At 42.2% G+C, this 18,250-nt stretch carries 14 protein-coding genes; 7 read left to right on the forward strand and 7 right to left on the reverse strand.

Features of this window, described 5'->3' with window-relative positions:
- Both ACRZ9O_RS04210 and ACRZ9O_RS04215 read right to left on the reverse strand, forming a co-directional pair.
- On the reverse strand, nt 1-909 hold the full coding sequence (locus ACRZ9O_RS04210; protein WP_459456662.1) for a DUF4249 domain-containing protein: 909 nt from the start codon (nt 907-909) through the stop codon (nt 1-3).
- Between the two features lies 1 nt (nt 910).
- Nucleotides 911-3,280 carry a TonB-dependent receptor gene (locus ACRZ9O_RS04215; RefSeq protein ID WP_459456664.1) on the reverse strand — a complete coding sequence of 790 codons (2,370 nt, stop codon included), beginning with the start codon at nt 3,278-3,280 and terminating at the stop codon, nt 911-913.
- A 155-nt stretch (nt 3,281-3,435) separates the two neighbouring features.
- Between ACRZ9O_RS04215 and ACRZ9O_RS04220 the strand changes: the two genes are divergently transcribed.
- Nucleotides 3,436-3,651, forward strand: a complete 216-nt coding sequence (locus ACRZ9O_RS04220; RefSeq protein WP_459456666.1) for a helix-turn-helix domain-containing protein — start codon at nt 3,436-3,438, stop codon at nt 3,649-3,651.
- A 4-nt stretch (nt 3,652-3,655) separates the two neighbouring features.
- On the forward strand, nt 3,656-5,557 hold the full coding sequence (gene nagB / locus ACRZ9O_RS04225; RefSeq protein ID WP_459456668.1) for a glucosamine-6-phosphate deaminase: 1,902 nt from the start codon (nt 3,656-3,658) through the stop codon (nt 5,555-5,557).
- Here nagB and ACRZ9O_RS04230 read toward each other — a convergent pair.
- The 3 genes from ACRZ9O_RS04230 to ACRZ9O_RS04240 all read right to left on the reverse strand — a co-directional run bounded on the left by ACRZ9O_RS04230 (nt 5,554) and on the right by ACRZ9O_RS04240 (nt 11,656).
- Nucleotides 5,554-8,478 carry an FAD-binding and (Fe-S)-binding domain-containing protein gene (locus ACRZ9O_RS04230; protein WP_459456670.1) on the reverse strand — a complete coding sequence of 975 codons (2,925 nt, stop codon included), beginning with the start codon at nt 8,476-8,478 and terminating at the stop codon, nt 5,554-5,556. The two genes, nagB and ACRZ9O_RS04230, sit on opposite strands and share 4 nt — an antisense overlap.
- Nucleotides 8,479-8,481: 3 nt before the next feature.
- Entirely contained in the window at nt 8,482-9,126 is a 645-nt protein-coding gene (locus ACRZ9O_RS04235) for a lysoplasmalogenase (RefSeq protein WP_459456671.1), read from the reverse strand.
- Between the two features lie 79 nt (nt 9,127-9,205).
- On the reverse strand, nt 9,206-11,656 hold the full coding sequence (locus tag ACRZ9O_RS04240; protein ID WP_459456673.1) for a ribonucleoside-diphosphate reductase subunit alpha: 2,451 nt from the start codon (nt 11,654-11,656) through the stop codon (nt 9,206-9,208).
- A 538-nt stretch (nt 11,657-12,194) separates the two neighbouring features.
- Here ACRZ9O_RS04240 and ACRZ9O_RS04245 point away from each other — a divergent pair.
- The 5 genes from ACRZ9O_RS04245 (at nt 12,195) to ACRZ9O_RS04265 (ending at nt 16,580) form a co-directional block, all read left to right on the forward strand.
- On the forward strand, nt 12,195-12,434 hold the full coding sequence (locus tag ACRZ9O_RS04245; protein ID WP_130896059.1) for a type B 50S ribosomal protein L31: 240 nt from the start codon (nt 12,195-12,197) through the stop codon (nt 12,432-12,434).
- Nucleotides 12,435-12,507: 73 nt separating this feature from the next.
- Nucleotides 12,508-13,587: a hypothetical protein gene (locus tag ACRZ9O_RS04250; RefSeq protein ID WP_459456676.1), complete on the forward strand. Its 1,080-nt coding sequence runs from the start codon at nt 12,508-12,510 to the stop codon at nt 13,585-13,587.
- A gap of 26 nt (nt 13,588-13,613) precedes the next feature.
- Nucleotides 13,614-14,744 carry a DNA polymerase III subunit gene (locus tag ACRZ9O_RS04255; protein WP_459456678.1) on the forward strand — a complete coding sequence of 377 codons (1,131 nt, stop codon included), beginning with the start codon at nt 13,614-13,616 and terminating at the stop codon, nt 14,742-14,744.
- A gap of 1 nt (nt 14,745) precedes the next feature.
- Nucleotides 14,746-15,672, forward strand: a complete 927-nt coding sequence (gene hemC / locus ACRZ9O_RS04260) for a hydroxymethylbilane synthase (protein ID WP_459456680.1) — start codon at nt 14,746-14,748, stop codon at nt 15,670-15,672.
- Nucleotides 15,669-16,580: an SDR family oxidoreductase gene (locus ACRZ9O_RS04265; protein ID WP_459456682.1), complete on the forward strand. Its 912-nt coding sequence runs from the start codon at nt 15,669-15,671 to the stop codon at nt 16,578-16,580. The genes hemC and ACRZ9O_RS04265 overlap by 4 nt, the downstream gene beginning before the upstream one ends.
- Here the strand turns inward: ACRZ9O_RS04265 and obgE are convergent.
- On the reverse strand, nt 16,572-17,666 hold the full coding sequence (gene obgE / locus ACRZ9O_RS04270) for a GTPase ObgE (protein WP_459456684.1): 1,095 nt from the start codon (nt 17,664-17,666) through the stop codon (nt 16,572-16,574). The two genes, ACRZ9O_RS04265 and obgE, sit on opposite strands and share 9 nt — an antisense overlap.
- A 13-nt stretch (nt 17,667-17,679) precedes the next feature.
- Nucleotides 17,680-18,249: an adenylate kinase gene (locus ACRZ9O_RS04275; RefSeq protein WP_459456686.1), complete on the reverse strand. Its 570-nt coding sequence runs from the start codon at nt 18,247-18,249 to the stop codon at nt 17,680-17,682.
- Nucleotide 18,250: the final 1 nt, after the last annotated feature.

Consider the following 18,250-nt stretch of genomic DNA (forward strand, 5'->3'; position numbering starts at 1 on the left):
TTATTTCAGACCCTTTCGTGCTTTTTTAGGATCAACTACTGTTTCTAACATGCTGACAGCAGAAACACCAAACCATCCTGTTCCTTTTAGTTTAGATGAAGCGTTTAGGTTTTTTATGTTCGTGGGAATATTAGCCGCTGGACGCGAGAATAGTCCAGCATTATTGAGCTCTAATCTAGCTTGTGAATAAAAATTAAATTGGTCCTCAGAAATGGACCATAGTTCCACTTTTATCTGATCATTTTCTAAGTAAAGCTGGGGGGAAATGGCGCGACGAATGGGTAAAATAAATAGAAGACCATCCGTCAAGGCCCCTTTTTGAAAACCCGCATCATAAATAAGGGTTAAATTATCCGGGTCATTCAATAACTTTCCATTCACGTAGGTTTTTACCCGATAGCAATCCCCTGAACCGCGCAAATCACGTGCATAAAACTGAGCATCATATCCATTCTTGGGGCTATCGTTCGCTCCTTGACGGCCTGTTGCTTCGTCAAATTGATACAAAATAGAATCAACGGGTGGGACACGATTCATTTTAGCCTTCGCTGTAATCATTTCGTTCTGCCACTTCACATTCAACGTGAAGGTGGTCCCCACTTTACCTAAGGTAGGTTGCTGTGCACTCGGCTCCCATACATAGATACCGCTAAGGGCTACTTTCTCTTTAAAATCAAACCTATTTCCAAGGGTATCTGTTACAAGCACTTCAGCACCAGTTAACTTAGGAGCAATTGTTTGATCAAAGTAATCTTGAGAACGAGACAAAATAATCTGTTGAGCTGAACTTTGATTAGTCAAATTTCCTTCAACAACAAAGTAATTATCCGAAATAGGACTAGGTAAGTTAACTACCTCCTCACAAGACGTTAAAGCAATCAGCAAAACTAGTATGAAATAAGGCTTCATCTTAGAAGGAAAAATTATAGGTGACGGCAGGAACAAATGAACCTATGATAGATAATTGAACAGCTTCTGTTTGTATCGAATTATCTTCGTTTGGTCTAGTGTAAATGGAAAAAGGATTTTTCCTGTTATACAAATTGTATACGGAGAAAACCCACTCGGAAGTACCTTTTCCAAATAAGGCTTTCTTATTTTTCTTAGTAGCAGAAATATCTAATCGATGATAATCAGGGACACGAATATTTCCACGTGTACCTGGTATGGTTTGAGGGTAGGCGATGCCATCAAAAACATATTTTTGGGCTGGAACCGTATAAGGAACTCCAGAAATATAGGCGAAATTTGCGCCAAATGACCATTTATCAGAAAGTGAATATTGACCTACTAAATTTAATGTATGGGTTCGATCATACCGATTTGCATACCATTGATTATTATTTAGGCCCTCTATTTTGCGTTCTGTTCTTGCTAAGGTATAACTTGCCCATCCCGTTAATTTTCCCACATTCTTTTTTAAGAAAAACTCGATTCCATAAGCTCTCCCATCGCCAAATAATAAGTCTTTTTCAAAAAAGGGATTTAGAAATAAATTAGCTCGGTCAGCATAATCAATCTGATTTTGCATGTCTTTGTAATACACTTCGATGGAAGATTCATAATTATTTCCTTCAGACCCAAAATTCTTAAAGAATCCTAAAGCCACCTGATCCACTATCTGAGGTTTTATATTATTAGTGGATGATGTCCAAACATCCAATGGCGTAGATGCAGCTGTATTTGACATTAAATGAATGTATTGAGCCAATCGATTATAACTTAGTTTCAAAGAGGTGGTCTCATTCCCCGTTAAATTCAACGCAAACCGTGGTTCCCAATTCCCATAAGAAGCTACTACAGATTCAGGATCTGTTTGATTAATTTTCAATACATAACCCGATGGATTTTCTGTGCTAATGGGAACTGGAATACGATCATAATATTCACCGTTCAAGCTTTTATAGTCATAATGCGAATAGCGAACTCCATATTGAACTGTCAACCTTGAGTTGAGTTTCCAATCATGCCCAATGTAGGTAGATGCTTCGATCCCCCGTTTATTAGCTTGGCCAAATTGCCTTTTCTCTCCATTCGAAGTCGCATTGGCTTTTCCAGGCGTAAAATCATACGATAGCAATTGGCCTCCAAAACTGATCGTATTATCAGGTCTTACATAATAAGTGAAATCTGGTTTGATACTCAGGTTCTCTATGTTAGATGTCCATTTAAAAGAATCATTGGGGCGCTTATTTTCAATATCAGAATCTAACATGTAATCGTAATTACTGTAGAAGGCTGTCGCATTTAAAAATAACTTATTCGAGAAAACATGATTCCAACGAGTAGTCAGGGTCGTATTTCCCCAATCAAAACCAAACCCGGTCCCAAAAACGTCGCGTCCAAAATAACCCGACATGAAAACCGTATTCTTAGAGTTGATAGTATAGTTAACTTTGGCCGTCAAGTCATAGAAGTTAAAAGCCGCATTGGCATTATTTCCTGTCAAAAAAGGTTTTGCCAAAATATCAATATACGAACGTCGTGCAGCCACGATAAAAGAGGCTTTATCTTTCACAATAGGTGCTTCTATGGACAGACGGGAGAAAATAACACCAATTCCACCATTCACTTCCAGTTTCTTCGCATTGCCCTCCTTCATTTTTACGTCTAAAATAGAAGAAGCACGACCACCATACATGGCAGGAATACCCCCTTTAAACAACTTAACATCCTTTACTGCATCTGGATTAAAAACAGAGAAAAAACCAAATAAATGGGATGAATTATATACCGGAGCGTCGTCTAATAAGACTAAATTTTGATCTACACCGCCACCACGAACATTAAAGCCGGAAGCTCCCTCTCCCACCGTAGAAACCCCTGGTAATAATTGAATGGCACGAACTAAATCTACTTCACCTAAAAGGGCAGGAATTTTTCGTATCGTTTTAATATCAACCTTATTTACAGACATCTCGATGCCTCTAACGTTCTCATCATTTGCGCGTGCTTTGACAATAACTTCTGCTAATTCTTGCGAATCAGCTACCAATTCAACGGACAATTCTTGAGACTTAGCAGCTACGACAATCTCTTGCTCGCGCTTCTTAAAACCAGAAGAGGAGAATAGTAAAGTATACTTGCCTAAGGGAAGTGTTAAACTATAAAATCCGTACGTATTCGTTACGTTACCTGTTTTAAGCTCTTTTACATAAACACTCGCACCAATAAGTCCTTCTCCACTTGCAGCCTCTTTTACATAGCCACTAATGGTTGATTTTTGGGCTTGTAATAACCCAGACAAGAGCAAAAAAATAAATAGTAGGAGTTTGCGCATCAGTTTAAAAACCCAAATATACGGGAATTGTTTTTGCCTTGAAGTTAAATTATGATAAATGGAAAATGTACATTATAAATAAAAATCAGTAATATAATTCCGATATAAGAAAATTAATTAAATTTTATTTACATTTGTCCAAAACCTATCAACTTATGGATCTAAAAGTATTCGGACAGATCATTCGTGAAAAACGAAATGCTATCGGCTTAAAACAAGAAGAACTCAGCCAACAAAGTGGTGTAGCGATAAAAACCATACACAGCATTGAATTAGGCAAAGGCAATCCTGCCTTAAAAACCATTTTGCGTATTTTCGAAATACTGGCTCTCGATTTATTAATCGTAGCTTCTAAAAACACCAAAAAATAAGATCATGGAACAAGAAATTAGCTTTGAACGCATTCCTACACATATTTTTTCAGATTCTGACTTAGCCTCTAAATCAGTTGCGAAAGAAATTGCGGATCTTATTCGCAAAAATAACCTAGCTGGTAAACCAAGTATTTTAGGCCTCGCCACCGGCTCATCGCCTAAAAAAGTATACCAAGAATTAATCAGAATTCACCGAGAAGAAGGCTTGAGCTTCAAAGATGTGATCACCTTTAATTTGGATGAATACCATCCAATGGAGCCTGATTCAATTCAAAGTTATGTTCGATTTATGAAGGAACAACTCTTTGATCACATTGATATACCGGTAACAAATTACCACTTACCTGATGGAACTTTGGCTTTAGAAAAAATTCCTGAGTTTTGCCGGGACTACGAAGCCAAGATCGAACGACTAGGTGGGTTCGATTATTACTTATTGGGTATAGGACGAAATGGACACATTGGTTTTAACGAACCTGGTTCCACCATCAATTCGAAAACACGTTTAATGACATTGGACATCGCAACGAAGATCGATGCTTCACCAGATTTTGGAGGCTTACAAAAAGTGCCCAAAAAAGCTATCACGCTAGGTATCGACAGCATTATGAAGTCGAAGAAGATCGTTCTACTGGCTTGGGGAGAACACAAAGCGGAAAGTGTTGCCAAAGCTGTGGAAGGACCGGTAACCTCTGATATCCCAGCTTCCTACCTACAATTACATCCGAATGCATCGTTCATTTTAGATGAAACGGCAGCTTCGATGTTAACACGGATTAAAACTCCGTGGGTAGTGGACTCGGTGACTTGGGATCGCAATATGATCAAGAAGGCCGTAACCCACCTTTCCTTGACCTTACAAAAGCCTGTATTAAAACTAACTTCGAAAGATTATAACGAGCAAGGTTTATCCGAACTTCTATCTTTGTATGGACAAGCCTATGAGATCAACATCGAAGTTTTCAACTATTTACAGCATACCATCACCGGCTGGCCAGGTGGAAAACCGAACGCAGACGATACCCATCGACCTGAACGTGCCTTCCCTGCAAAGAAAAAAGTATTAATCTTTAGTCCACACCCCGATGACGACATTATCTCCATGGGTGGAACTTTCCAACGCCTGCATGACCAAGGACATGATGTCCATGTGGCTTACCAAACGACCGGAAACATCGCGGTAGCGGACGATGAGGCGCTTCGTTTCGCCGAATTCGTAGTCGACTTTAACGAAAAATTCGAAAGCCCAAACGCCAAAGCGAACCGGATCTACAAGGAGGCAATTAAATTCCTCAAGAATAAACCAGATTCAGAAATTGATATTCCGGCAGTGAGAGAAATCAAAGGCTTAATCCGAAAAGGAGAGGCAAAGAATACCTGTCGCTTCGTGGGGATCAAAAAAGAAAACGCACACTTCTTAGAAATGCCATTCTATGAAACCGGAACCATTCGCAAGAAACCCATCGGGGAAAAGGATATTAAAATCGTCATGGACCTCATCGAGGAAATACAACCTCAACAGATTTATGCCGCTGGCGATTTAGCCGATCCACATGGCACACATAAGGTTTGTTTAGATGCTATTTTAGAAGCTGTAACACGACTGAAACACCGGGAATACATGAAGAACTGCTGGGTTTGGTTGTATAAAGGTGCCTGGGCAGAATGGGATATTGACCAAATCGAAATGGCGGTACCTATGTCACCAGATCAAGTATTTAAAAAGAGAATGGGTATTTTCAAACACCAGTCCCAAAAAGATGGTGTCGTCTTCCAAGGAGATGATTCTAGGGAGTTTTGGCAACGTGCGGAAGAAAGAAACCGAGCAACGGCTTCCATCTACAATGCGTTAGGCCTCGCAGAATACGAAGCCATGGAAGCTTTCGTACGTTGGAAATTCTAATCTTTTAGAGCGGCAAACAAGATCTCCGCGGCATGCTTCGCATGCCGCTTCGTGCCGTCATGAATTTGATGACGGCAGCTGGTTCCCGACGCGACGATATCAACCACAACCGGCTGTGACCGCACGGTAGGGAACAATACCAGTTCCCCTATCTGCATGGACAAATCATAATGCTCTTTCTCGTAACCAAATGATCCAGCCATTCCACAACATCCAGATGGAATTAATTGTACCTCAAAGTTTTCTGGCAAGGACAGCGCCTTCTTCGCTGCCACCAGCGAAGAGATCGCTTTCTGCTGGCAGTGGCCATGTAATTTCATCAATTTCTTCTCCGAGCTAAATGCCTTCGAAGTAATACGCTTCGCATCAGCCTCTCTCGCGATAAATTCTTCTAGCAATAAGGTGTTTTTCGCTAATTCCTGCGCCTTTTCTACCCATTCATCCGAGACTAAATCAGGATATTCATCGCGGAAGGTTAAAATAGCAGACGGCTCAATACCCACTAAAGGCGTATTTTCTGAGATTAACGATGACCACAAGCGCACATTTTGCATGGCTAATACGCGTGCTTCGTCCAACATTCCTTTGGACAAATAGGCTCTTCCAGAAATCGGATGTGGAATCGTCCTTACCTCATAACCTAAACGCTCTAGCAATAAAACGGCCGTGCGACCTATTTCAGCGTCATTGAAATTCGTAAACTCATCAACGAACAGGTAAACTGATTTCGGTTGCACTGGACTAGTACGTGCCTTTAACCAGGACCACAAAGTCTGTTTTGCCATCAAAGGCATCGTGCGATCCGGGTGGAAACCCACTAATGCATTCGAGATGCGGCGAATGGCCGGAGTGCCCATAACCATGTTATATAAGAAAGGCACATAAGAGGCTAAAGTTGATATTTTTGCAAAATTCCCTACCAACCAAGAACGCAAAGGAAGACCCTTTTCTTTTTGGTACTGGTACAAGAACTCCATTTTTAATTTCGCAACGTCGACGTTCGAAGGACACTCTGCCTTACAGCCTTTACAAGCCAAACAAAGATCCATTACCTCTTTAATCTCCTCGTGAGCGAAGCGATTAGGCTGTTCTGAGCGTGTTAAAAACTCTCTTAAAATATTCGCGCGAGCTCGAGTTGTTTCCTTTTCATTTCTAGTCGCCATAAAAGAGGGACACATCGTCCCACCTGAAATAGGCGTCTTGCGGCAATCGCCAGAGCCATTACATTGCTCTGCATGTTGCAACACATCTTGATCCTTGTAGCGAAAGGCCGTATTAAATTCAGGCGTTTTTTGTCCGGCTTCATAACGCAAAAAGGTATCCATCGGAGGCGTATCCACGATTTTGTTTGGATTAAAGACACCTTTCGGATCCCACCAAGACTTCAGCTCCCGCATTAACTGGTAATTCTCCTCGCCCACCATCCAAGGGATGAATTCCCCCCTCAAACGACCATCTCCATGTTCTCCAGAAAGAGAACCCTTAAACTTCTTCACTAATCGAGCGATCTCCTCCGCAATGTGGCGGAATTGCTGGTGCCCTTCCTTCGTCTTCAAATTAATGATGGGACGCAAATGCAATTCACCTGATCCTGCGTGCGCATAATGCACGCAATACAGATTATTGGCCTGTAAAATCTCATTGAATTCGGCGATAAAGGCAGGCAAGTCGTTTACATCCACCGCCGTATCTTCAATCACAGCAACCGCTTTCTCGTCACCAGGAAGGTTAGACAAAAGCCCCAAACCAGCCTTACGCAAGTCCCAAACCTTTTTCACATCACCTCCCGTCACGAACGGAAAATGGTAGCCTAAACCCGCTTTGCGCATCGCTGCTTCACAAGCTTTAGCCTGAGAAGCTAAATCTTCTGCCGAATCTGAACGCAATTCTACAACCAAAATCGCTCCAGGATCCCCTTCGACAAAGAATCGATTCTGACGTTGTTCAGGATTAGCCTTCGTACACTCTAATATATAATGATCCATCAACTCAGAAGCAGATGGATTGAATTGCAAGGCGATTAAATTAGCTCTTAAAGCCTCATCAATCGTATTAAAGTGTCCACAAACCAAACCCAAATGAGCTGGCGGCAACACATCTACATGTAACTTAATGCGTGTGGCAAAGCACAAGGTTCCTTCTGACCCACTGATCAATGAACAGAAATTAAAAGGCGCCTCTGTTTTTTCAAAAGCTTTCGTATTTAATAACATATCCACGGCATATCCCGTATTTCGGCGATGTATACTCGGCTTTGGAAACTCTTCAATAATATTTTTCTGATGCTTCGGATCGGACAAGGCGGCTAAGGTCTTTTCATAAATACCGTGCAAGCGCGATCCTTTTTCCAGTGTTTTAATCGTCTCAAAAGGATCTTCCGCCTTAAAATGAACTGGCGTACCATCCGAAAGAAATCCTTCCACCTCTAACACGTGATCCCTCGTGGAACCATACACCACGGAATTAGAACCGCAGGAGTTATTTCCTACCATACCTCCGATCATCGCGCGATTTGCAGTAGATGTCTCAGGACCAAAAAACAAACCGTGTTTCTTCAACTCCACATTGAGTACATCACGCACTACTCCTGGTTCTACCCAAACATAGGACTCTGCCTCATTCACCTCTAAAATTCGGCAGAAAAACTTGGATACATCCACCACTAGACCTTCACCCACTACTTGACCTGCTAATGAGGTCCCAGCTGTACGTGGAATTAATGGGATAGAATGCTTATCCGCAAATCGAATGATTTTCTCTAAATCCCCCTGCGTCTCTGGAATCACTACCCCTAAAGGCATCTCCCGATAGGCTGATGCATCTGTGGCATACAAGGTCTTCATCACGGTATCCGTGTGAAGCGACCCTTGCAAGGTGCTGCCTAATGTGGATAAAAGAGATTCAGTGATTTGAGTCGACATGTTTTATTTCTTAAGCTGCAATTTACACAAAGCGCTGATTAGTAGCAATTGAGCCACAATATAAGTACTCATTACCACCGTAGATATCCCCGGAAAAGAAAAATAAAACTTTCCAAAAGCCAAAACACTATCAGATACCACAAATAAAAATGCGCCCCAGACGATCATTTGATTTCGTAAACGAATGGCAAAATACAGCATCGATCCCAGCGCAAACGCATACAAGGTCACCGGAATCTTCATCCCACCCGCTAAATGTGGGTTTAAAAAAGCTAAAAACGAGAACACATAAATAAGTATACCAGCTAAAGGCTTTCGCGCATAGAAAGGCACCCAAGCCTCCTCAGAAGCTTGTTTAGCGAATAGGCGAATATAGCTCAACTGCATAATCAAAAAGGATCCTAAGCCTAGCTGAAAATACAGTGGGCTATCGCCTGGGAGCATTAAAAACACATCCCCTAGCAAAGCAAAAATGGCCGTAAAGAAAAGCGCCGGCCTCGGATTTTCCATGGCGATATGTCCCATCAGGAGAATCAAAAGCAAGGGTTTTGTCACATATCTAATCTCCGGGAAATTCGAAAATAAGATAGGGGACAATAATTCTACGATGGCATCAAGCCAGAACAATTTTATGAATATGTTTTTCATCTGTGTCTTTTTTTAAAAGCAAAAAGTCACTCAACAGTAAGGGCTGAGTGACTTTTCATTATTTAATAGCAGGTGTGTATCAAGATCCGCAAGCCTCACATGCCTCTGGGTTATCCAAAGAGCAAGTCATATCTGCTTTATTTTGTTCTGCACTGTTATCAAAGCTAGCTGCCGCAGCTTTCGCTGCTGCCTCTGAGTACACTAATTCAGTTTCGTTCACTAAATTCGTTTGCTCGATAGCTGGCTCTGCTTGTTTTTCCACAGTAAACTTGATGGCATCCGTTGCTGCTTTCGTACGTAAGTAATACATACCTGTTTTCAAGCCTAGCTTCCAAGCGTGGAAGTGCATCGAAGTTAATTTACCGAAGTTCACATCTTGGATGTGGATATTTAAGCTTTGAGACTGGCAAATGTACGCTCCACGATCTGCAGCCATTTCTAGGATAGTCTTTTGCTTGATCTCCCAAACCGTTTTGTACAAATCCTTCAAGTTTTGAGGAATTTCCGGAATGTTTTGAACGGATCCATTCGCGATGATCAATTTGTTCTTCATGGAATCATTCCACAAGTTTAACTTGATCAAGTCTTTCAACAAGTGCTTGTTAACGATCGCAAATTCACCCGATAATACACGACGAGCGTAGATATTAGAAGTATATGGTTCGAAACATTCGTTGTTACCAAGGATCTGGCTAGTAGAAGCCGTAGGCATAGGAGCAACTAATAAAGAGTTACGCACGCCGTTCTCTACTACTTTCGTACGTAAATCTTCCCAATCCCAGTTTCCTGAAGATGGAGTCACGTTCCACATATCGAATTGGAATACACCTTTCGAGATAGGAGAACCTTCCCAAGTAGAATAAGGACCTTCTACTTTTGCTAATTCCATCGATGTTTCCATCGCTGCGAAATAGATGGTTTCAAAGATATCTTTGTTCAGTTGTTGCGCTTCTGCTGATTCAAACGGCATGCGTAACAAGATGAACACGTCAGCTAATCCTTGAACCCCTAAACCGATAGGACGGTGACGTAGGTTCGAGTTTTCTGCCTCTTTAACTGGGTAATAGTTTACATCGATGATCTTATTCAAATTGCGTGTCGCAATCTTCGTCACATCGTATAATTTCTTGTGATCGAAACGTAAAACACCGTTTTCATCTGCGTTCACATATTTAGGCAAGGCTAAAGAAGCTAGGTTACAAACCGCTACCTCGTCTTTCGCTGTATACTCTATGATCTCTGTACATAAGTTCGAAGACTTGATTGTACCTAGGTTCTTTTGGTTTGATTTATTGTTCGCGTGGTCTTTGAACAACATGTATGGCGTCCCTGTCTCTGTTTGAGATTCTAATACCTTAAACCATAATTCTTGTGCTTTTACAACTGTACGAGCTTTACCAGCTAATTCGTATTTCTCATACAAAGCTTCGAATTCAGCTCCGTGTGTATCCGCTAAACCTGGACACTCGTGAGGGCAGAATAGAGACCACTCTTCGTTATTCTCTACACGCTTCATGAATAAATCTGGAATCCAAAGGGCGTAGAACAAATCACGCGCACGCATTTCTTCTTTACCGTGGTTCTTCTTCAATTCTAAGAATTCGAACACATCTGCGTGCCATGGCTCTAAGTAGATCGCAAAGCTTCCTTTACGCTTTCCACCCCCTTGATCCACGTAACGAGCTGTATCGTTGAATACGCGTAACATTGGGATAATACCATTCGAAGTACCATTTGTACCCTTGATATAAGAGCCTGTAGCACGGATGTTGTGGATGCTTAATCCAATACCTCCAGCAGACTGTGATATCTTAGCCGTTTGCTTTAATGTATCGTAGATTCCTTCGATCGAATCATCCTGCATAGTAAGCAAGAAACAAGACGACAGTTGAGGCTTCGGAGTACCTGCGTTAAATAGGGTCGGAGTCGCGTGAGTGAACCAACGCTCAGACAGTAAATTATAGGTCTCAATAGCAGCTGCAATATCTTCTTTGTGGATACCTACCGCCACACGCATTAACATGTGTTGAGGACGTTCTGCGATTTGACCATCTAGCTTTAATAGATAGGACTTCTCTAGGGTCTTAAATCCGAAGTAGTCATAACCAAAGTCACGGTCATAGATGATTGCCTCATCTAGTTCTACCGCATTGTTTTTAATGATGTCATATACTTCTTTCGAAAGAAGAGCCGCATTTTGGTTTGTCTTGGGATCGATGTATGTAAACAAACGCTTCATTGTAGCCGAGAAGGACTTCAACGTGTTCTTGTGCAAGTTAGAAACAGCGATACGAGCCGCTAGAACCGCATAATCTGGGTGTTTTGTCGTCAAAGAGGCAGCTGTTTCAGCCGCTAAATTATCAAGTTCAGTTGTCTTAACGCCATCAAACAAACCAGTGATCACTTTTCTGGCAACCTCTAGCGGCTGAACAAAAAATGGATCTAAGCTGTAACTCAGCTTTTCAATTCTGGCGGTGATTTTGTCAAACTTTACTGATTCGCGACGACCGTCTCTTTTTACTACGTACATGTGTATCTATCAATTATTATTTAAAACTCGTATTCTATATAAATGTTTAAACCTAACAACAACAAAAAAGCAGTCAATAGATTCCCTGCGTTAAGAGAATTTTTTTCTTAGCTTTTGGACTCTTTTTGCGTTAACAAATTGAGTGTGTGGCGGTTTTGTTTTTATGCTTTCCTAAACCAAAAATTGAAGCATCTTTGGCTGATTGTGCTCTTGGTAAAATTAGAAAAAAAGCACGCTCCGTGCAAACTATTTTTGACCTGAAAAAAAGAAAAAAAAGGTCGTATTTGAAATGCCACATGCAAACCCCCTTCCCTCAATTCATTAGCCGTATTGCTCCTTAGAAAAATGCTATAAAATATTTTTTGGAAAAATTTAACACCAAAAAAACGGATGAAATTCCCCAAAATTTTGTTAAAGAAAATAGTTGGAAAATAAAATACATTCTGTAATTTTGCATCCCTTATTGTAGGGTCCAAATATCCCCTTTGGAAAACTTAATTTAAACGGGACGGCAGGGAATCGTCTATTATCCATTATCATGAAAAAAGATATCCACCCAGAATACAAAGAAGTTGTATTTCACGATCTATCAGCTGATTACAAGTTTTTAACTCGTTCATGTGTTGCTACTACAGAGACAACAGAATTCGAAGGAGCTACTTACCCAGTATACAAATTAGAGGTTTCATCTCAATCTCACCCATTCTATACAGGTAAGAACGTATTGTTAGATACAACAGGACGTGTGGACAAATTCAACAAGCGTTACGCGAAGTAATTTTCCTACCGCCTATACGAAAAGCCTTCTTCCATCTTTTGGGAGAAGGCTTTTTTTATCCTAGATTTGTCCTATGCAGCTTTCTGTTCATTTATTCGAGGACCAGGCTCTAAAGGCCGCTCTACAACCGCTCACTCAGCACCGAAAAGTCGCTGAATTATGGTTATGTACGAGTACCCTGGAAAGCAAGTGGCCTACACGTATTTCAAACGCTGATCAGGCGGACATTCAGGTACTCAGCGCTATCCTACCGTTGCCTTCTACTTTTCAACTTTTAGACCAGCTCCCGGCAGATAGTTCGTATGTATATGAAGGTCTGGTTTTGGCCCAAAGAGGACAAGGCATCCATCGCATTGAACAACACCTCCCTTTCCTCCAGCATCCAGAAGATTTACTGACCTACCAAGCCGAATTTTTAAGGGCTGAAATCAAGGGAAACAATCCAGCTCCCGGAAACAACACATTTATCTGTTCGCAAGACATCTACATTCATCCCTCCGCACAGGTGCAGGGAAGTATCTTAGATGCCAGCAAAGGACCCATTTACATAGGCGAAGACGTTAACATACAAATAGGTACGCTGATTCAGGGTCCTGCGGCACTTCTAACAGGCGCAACGACGAATATTGGGGCGAAGATTCGCCCGAACACCACGATTGGCCCAGGCTGCAAGGTAGGCGGCGAAATCAACCACTGCATCTTCTTCCCATTCAGCAATAAGGCACATGAGGGTTATGTAGGCAACTCGATTGTGGGATCCTTTTCAAATTTAGGGGCTCTGACGAACGGTTCTAACCTACGTAATGATATCCAAACTGTTTCCCTGTACGATTATGCGTTAAAGGGACCCCGAAATACCGGCTTAAAGTCTCTAGGCCAAATCATCGGTGACTTTGTCACCACCGGCGTAGGAACGAATCTGAATACGGGAACCGTCATTGGAAGTCATTGCAACCTTTCAAGCATCGGTTTTCCGCCGCGTTACATTCCGTCCTTTAGTTTTGGGGAATATCCATCGCTGAAGCCATTTGATTTCGAAAAAGCCTTCGCTGCTGCTTGTGCTTGGATACAATTGAAAAATCAGGAAATCCCCGAAAATCTACGCCAAAGCATGGAAGAAATTTGGAAAGCGGACACATCTTTCCGAAATTAGTTCTTTCTTTAAAAAAAGCCCTATTCATGCGATTTCAAGACATTCCAGGTCTGAATAAAACCAAGAAAACTTTGTCGCTTGCGGTGCAAAATCAACACATCGCGCACGCACAATTATTCGTGGGTCCTACCGGAGGAGCACAGCTGGCGATGGCGCATGCTTTTGTTACGTATTTATTTTGCACGAATAGAACAGATACCGATTCCTGTGGCGTTTGTCCCAGTTGCCAGAAATTGCAACGTGGCGTTCACCCTGATTTAGTGTATGTATACCCAACCGTCATCACGAAGAAAATCAAGGAGGCGGAGTCGGATGCCTATTTACCCGATTGGCGAAAATTTATTCAAGAATCCTACTTTAGAACCTTGCCCGAATGGCTGGGTTACATGGGTGCAGAGGGGAATCGCCAGGGAAATATTCCGGTGGAGGAGACTCGGAAATTAGTACAAAAAATTAGCTTAAAGCCGTTTGAGGCGCCGTTTAAGGTGGTGATGCTTTGGAACCCAGAGACGTTAAATGCGTCTGCCGGAAATGCCTTATTAAAGACCCTAGAGGAACCGCCTAGTTCGACCTTATTCATCTTGGTTTGCGCGGAACCAGATAAATTATTGACGACGATTATCTCTAGAACTCAGCGTGTCAGTGTGGGTGCTGTAGATGTAGAGGACTTAGCCGATTACTTAGTTCAAAAAGCGGAAATTGACGCCGAAAAAGCGCATCAAATTGCCGTAAATTGCGAGGGAAATATCTCCGAGGCTTTGGAGAAATCGAACTCAGATAACCTCAGCACAACGACCTGGTTTGCCGAGTGGATGCGCGCCATTTATGCCCGTAATCTATCCAAATTAGTACAATTAGCGGACCAATTCGACGGTTTAGCCAAGGAAAACCAGAAGGGTATTTTAAGTTACAGCCTCCATATTTTCAGGCAATGTTTGTACCAAATTTCGGATGCGAGCAACCTGATCAAGTCATTAGAAAAAGAAAAGGCCTTTGTTGATAATTTCTCCAAGACCTTGAGTACGGATAAGATTGCGGCGATGACCGAAAAAATATCCGAAGTGCACTACCATTTAGAACGCAATGCCAGAGCCAAAATGGTACACCTAGACTTATCTCTGCATTTATTACGCGTTTTCCACGCGAAAAACTCCTAATATGAAAACGATACGCATCGGTACACGGAATTCGGCCTTGGCGCTTTGGCAGGCGCACCACGTGGGTGCTTTGCTTGCTACGCAGGGTTTAGGTTATGAGATCGTGTCGATTACGACGAAGGGGGATCAGATTTTGGATCGCTCGCTATCTAAAATCGGATCAAAGGGAGTATTTACAGAAGAATTAGAGGCGATGCTTTGTGCGGGTGAAATCGATATCGCACAGCATTCCGCGAAGGATTTGCCGTCGCATTTACCTACAGAACTAGAATTAATCGCCTTCACGGAGCGTGAAGCTGCTCAGGATGTCGTTTTAAGCTTAGATCCAGCGAAGACCTTAGCGTCTAGCGAACCTTTGCGCATAGGTACATCTTCGACGCGAAGACGTGCTTTTTTGAGCCATTTCTACACACAACACACCGCAGTGGAGATGCGGGGTAATCTGCAGACACGTTTGGAGAAATTAAAAAACGGGGATTGCGATGCGATGCTATTGGCTTTTGCCGGTGTCCATCGAATGGAAATGGAATCGTATATCACACAACACCTGAGTTTGAATCAATTTGTGCCAGCAGTAGGCCAGGGGTCGGTAGCGATTCAATCTGCCGTTTCATTAGACCCCAGCATTAAAGCTTTAGTACGCAAAGCTTGCAACCATCCTACTACAGAGGCTGCCTTGTTAACTGAAAGGCATTTATTAACGCACTTAGAAGGCGGTTGTAGCGTACCAGTCTATGGCCACGCGGTCGTAAAAGACGGTAAATTAGCTTTGCATGCCGGCGTTCTTAGCTTGGACGGGGTAGAAAACATCTATCATTCAGCTGCAGGCTCGGATCCAGCTATCCTAGGTAAAGAAGTCGCGATGGAGCTCATTCATCTGGGCGCACACCAATTATTACGAAAAATCAGACAGCAATTAGGCTCATGAAAAAACGCATATTAATCACAGGTTCTAATGGATTATTAGGCCAAAAACTAGTCGAACTTTTACGCACACAAGTGAATGTGGATTTAATCGCCACTGCTAGAGGAGCTAATCGTTTACCTGTGAGAGACGGTTATAGCTATGAGTCTTTAGATATTACTGTTCAAGACGAAGTCAACGCAGTATTTGACCAATTCAAACCTGAGGTAGTGATTCACACGGCTGCGATGACGAATGTCGACACCTGCGAGACAGATCAGGAAGGCTGTGATTTATTAAACGTGGATGCTGTGGCCTTTATCATTCAGGCTTGTGAAAAGCACAACAGCTATTTATGCCATCTATCAACTGACTTTATTTTTGACGGTGCAGATGGACCCTATACGGAAGAGGGCATCGCAAACCCCATCTCCTATTATGGCGAAAGTAAGTTGAAAGCAGAACAATTATTATTTGACTCTACCATTCGATGGAGCATTGCACGTACGGTTTTAGTCTATGGCATTGTGCAGGATATGAGCCGTTCGAATATTGTACTTTGGGTAAAAAAATCACTTGAAGACGGTAAAACAATCCAAGTCGTAACCGATCAATTCCGTACGCCTACCCTAGCAGAGGATTTAGCAATGGGCTGCTGGTTACTTTCCAAAGATGAAGTGGAAGGTATTTTCAATATCTCCGGCTCTGATTTCTTGACTCCCTATGAAATGGCAGTCATGACGGCTGATTATTATGGATTAGATAAATCTTTATTGCAAAAAGCAGATTCATCTACCTTCCAGCAGACGGCAAAAAGACCAGCTCGCACAGGCTTTGTGCTCGATAAAGCAAAAAAAGTCCTAGGTTATGCACCTAGAACTTTTCAAGAAGGTATCGCCTTAATGGCGCAGCAAGTAGCTGATTTAGTCTAAAGCTTCAGGATCTTCCATCATTTCATCCGCCATTGGATTTACCACTGGCAGATCTAAAAGAACAGGAGCCTCCTTTATCTTTCCAAAATCTTTATTTTCATCTAACAAGGTCGTCCAAAGTAAGTCCTTCAATTCTTGAATTCCTTCTTGAGTCACCGATGAAATCAATAAAACAGGGATATCTTTAGGCAAACTTTCGCGCATTTCCTCCTCCATTTCAGGAATCGAAAGGTCCATCTTAGAGACCACGATCACGCGACGTTTTCCTAATAATTCTGGATTATATTTCTCTAATTCGCCCGTTAAAATTCGGTATTCTTCACCCCAGTTTTCTGCATCCGATGGAATCAAGAAACACAAAATCGAGTTACGCTCAATATGACGTAAGAATCTCAATCCCAAACCTTTACCTTCAGAAGCTCCCTCGATAATTCCGGGAATATCGGCTACCACAAAGGACTTTTCATCCCGGTATTCGACAACTCCTAATTGAGGCACTAATGTGGTGAAAGGATAGTCTGCAATTTCTGGAGTGGCAGCAGAAAGAACCGATAAAAGTGTGGATTTTCCCGCATTCGGAAAGCCCACTAAACCTACATCCGCTAACACTTTCAATTCCATCACCACCCACACATCTAGACCAGCTTCACCCGGTTGCGCGTGGCGCGGAGATTGGTTCGTAGAAGATTTAAAGTTGTGATTTCCTAGACCTCCACGACCACCGGGAAGGACTAATATCTTTTGGCCTTCTTCCGTTACTTCCGCGATAAACTCATTCGTTTCCGCGTTTTTCACGATGGTTCCTAAAGGCACTTGGATGAATACATCTTCGCCCTCAGCACCGGAACGACGACCACCTTCGCCACCATTTCCACTATCAGCAATAATATGCTTCTGGTATTTCAAGTGAATCAAGGTCCAAAGTTGCGTACTTCCTACTAGGTATATGTGACCTCCACGACCGCCATCACCACCATCTGGACCACCTTTAGGAACGTGTTTTTCCCTCCGAAAGTGGGATGAACCGCTACCTCCTCGGCCGGAACGCAGATTGATTTTAACGTAGTCAATGAAGTTAGTTGTCATTCTATTTGATTAATTATCCTTCGATAATGGCAATAATTTGAGAGAAAATCTCCTCAATTTCGCCAATACCATTAATTCCTGAGAATTTATTTTGAGCAGCGTAATAACCAGCTACTGGAGCTGTTTTTTCGCCGTATTCCTGCACGCGTTTGCGAATTAATTCCTCGTTTTGATCATCTGGACGACCAGAAGTCTTACCACGCTCCAACAAACGCTGCGTTAATTCTTCTTCGCTCACCTCTAACGCAATCATGTGATTGATCGCTAATTGATGACCCGATAATAAGTTGTCCAAAGCTTGAGCTTGCGCCTCCGTTCTAGGAAAACCATCAAAAATAAATCCCGCTGCTTCCTTATTCTCGTTCAATTTATTCTCGATCATTCCAATCACAACAGCATCAGGAACCAAGATCCCTTGATCCATCAATTTCTTCGCTTCCAAGCCTAAAGTCGTACCTGCAGTAATTTCAGCTCGTAACAAATCACCTGTAGACAAATGGATTAAACCGTATTTCGCAATTAATTTTGCGGACTGAGTGCCTTTGCCTGCCCCTGGAGGCCCAAATAAAACAAGATTAAGCATA

The organism is Aquirufa sp. HETE-40SA, from assembly GCF_054558635.1.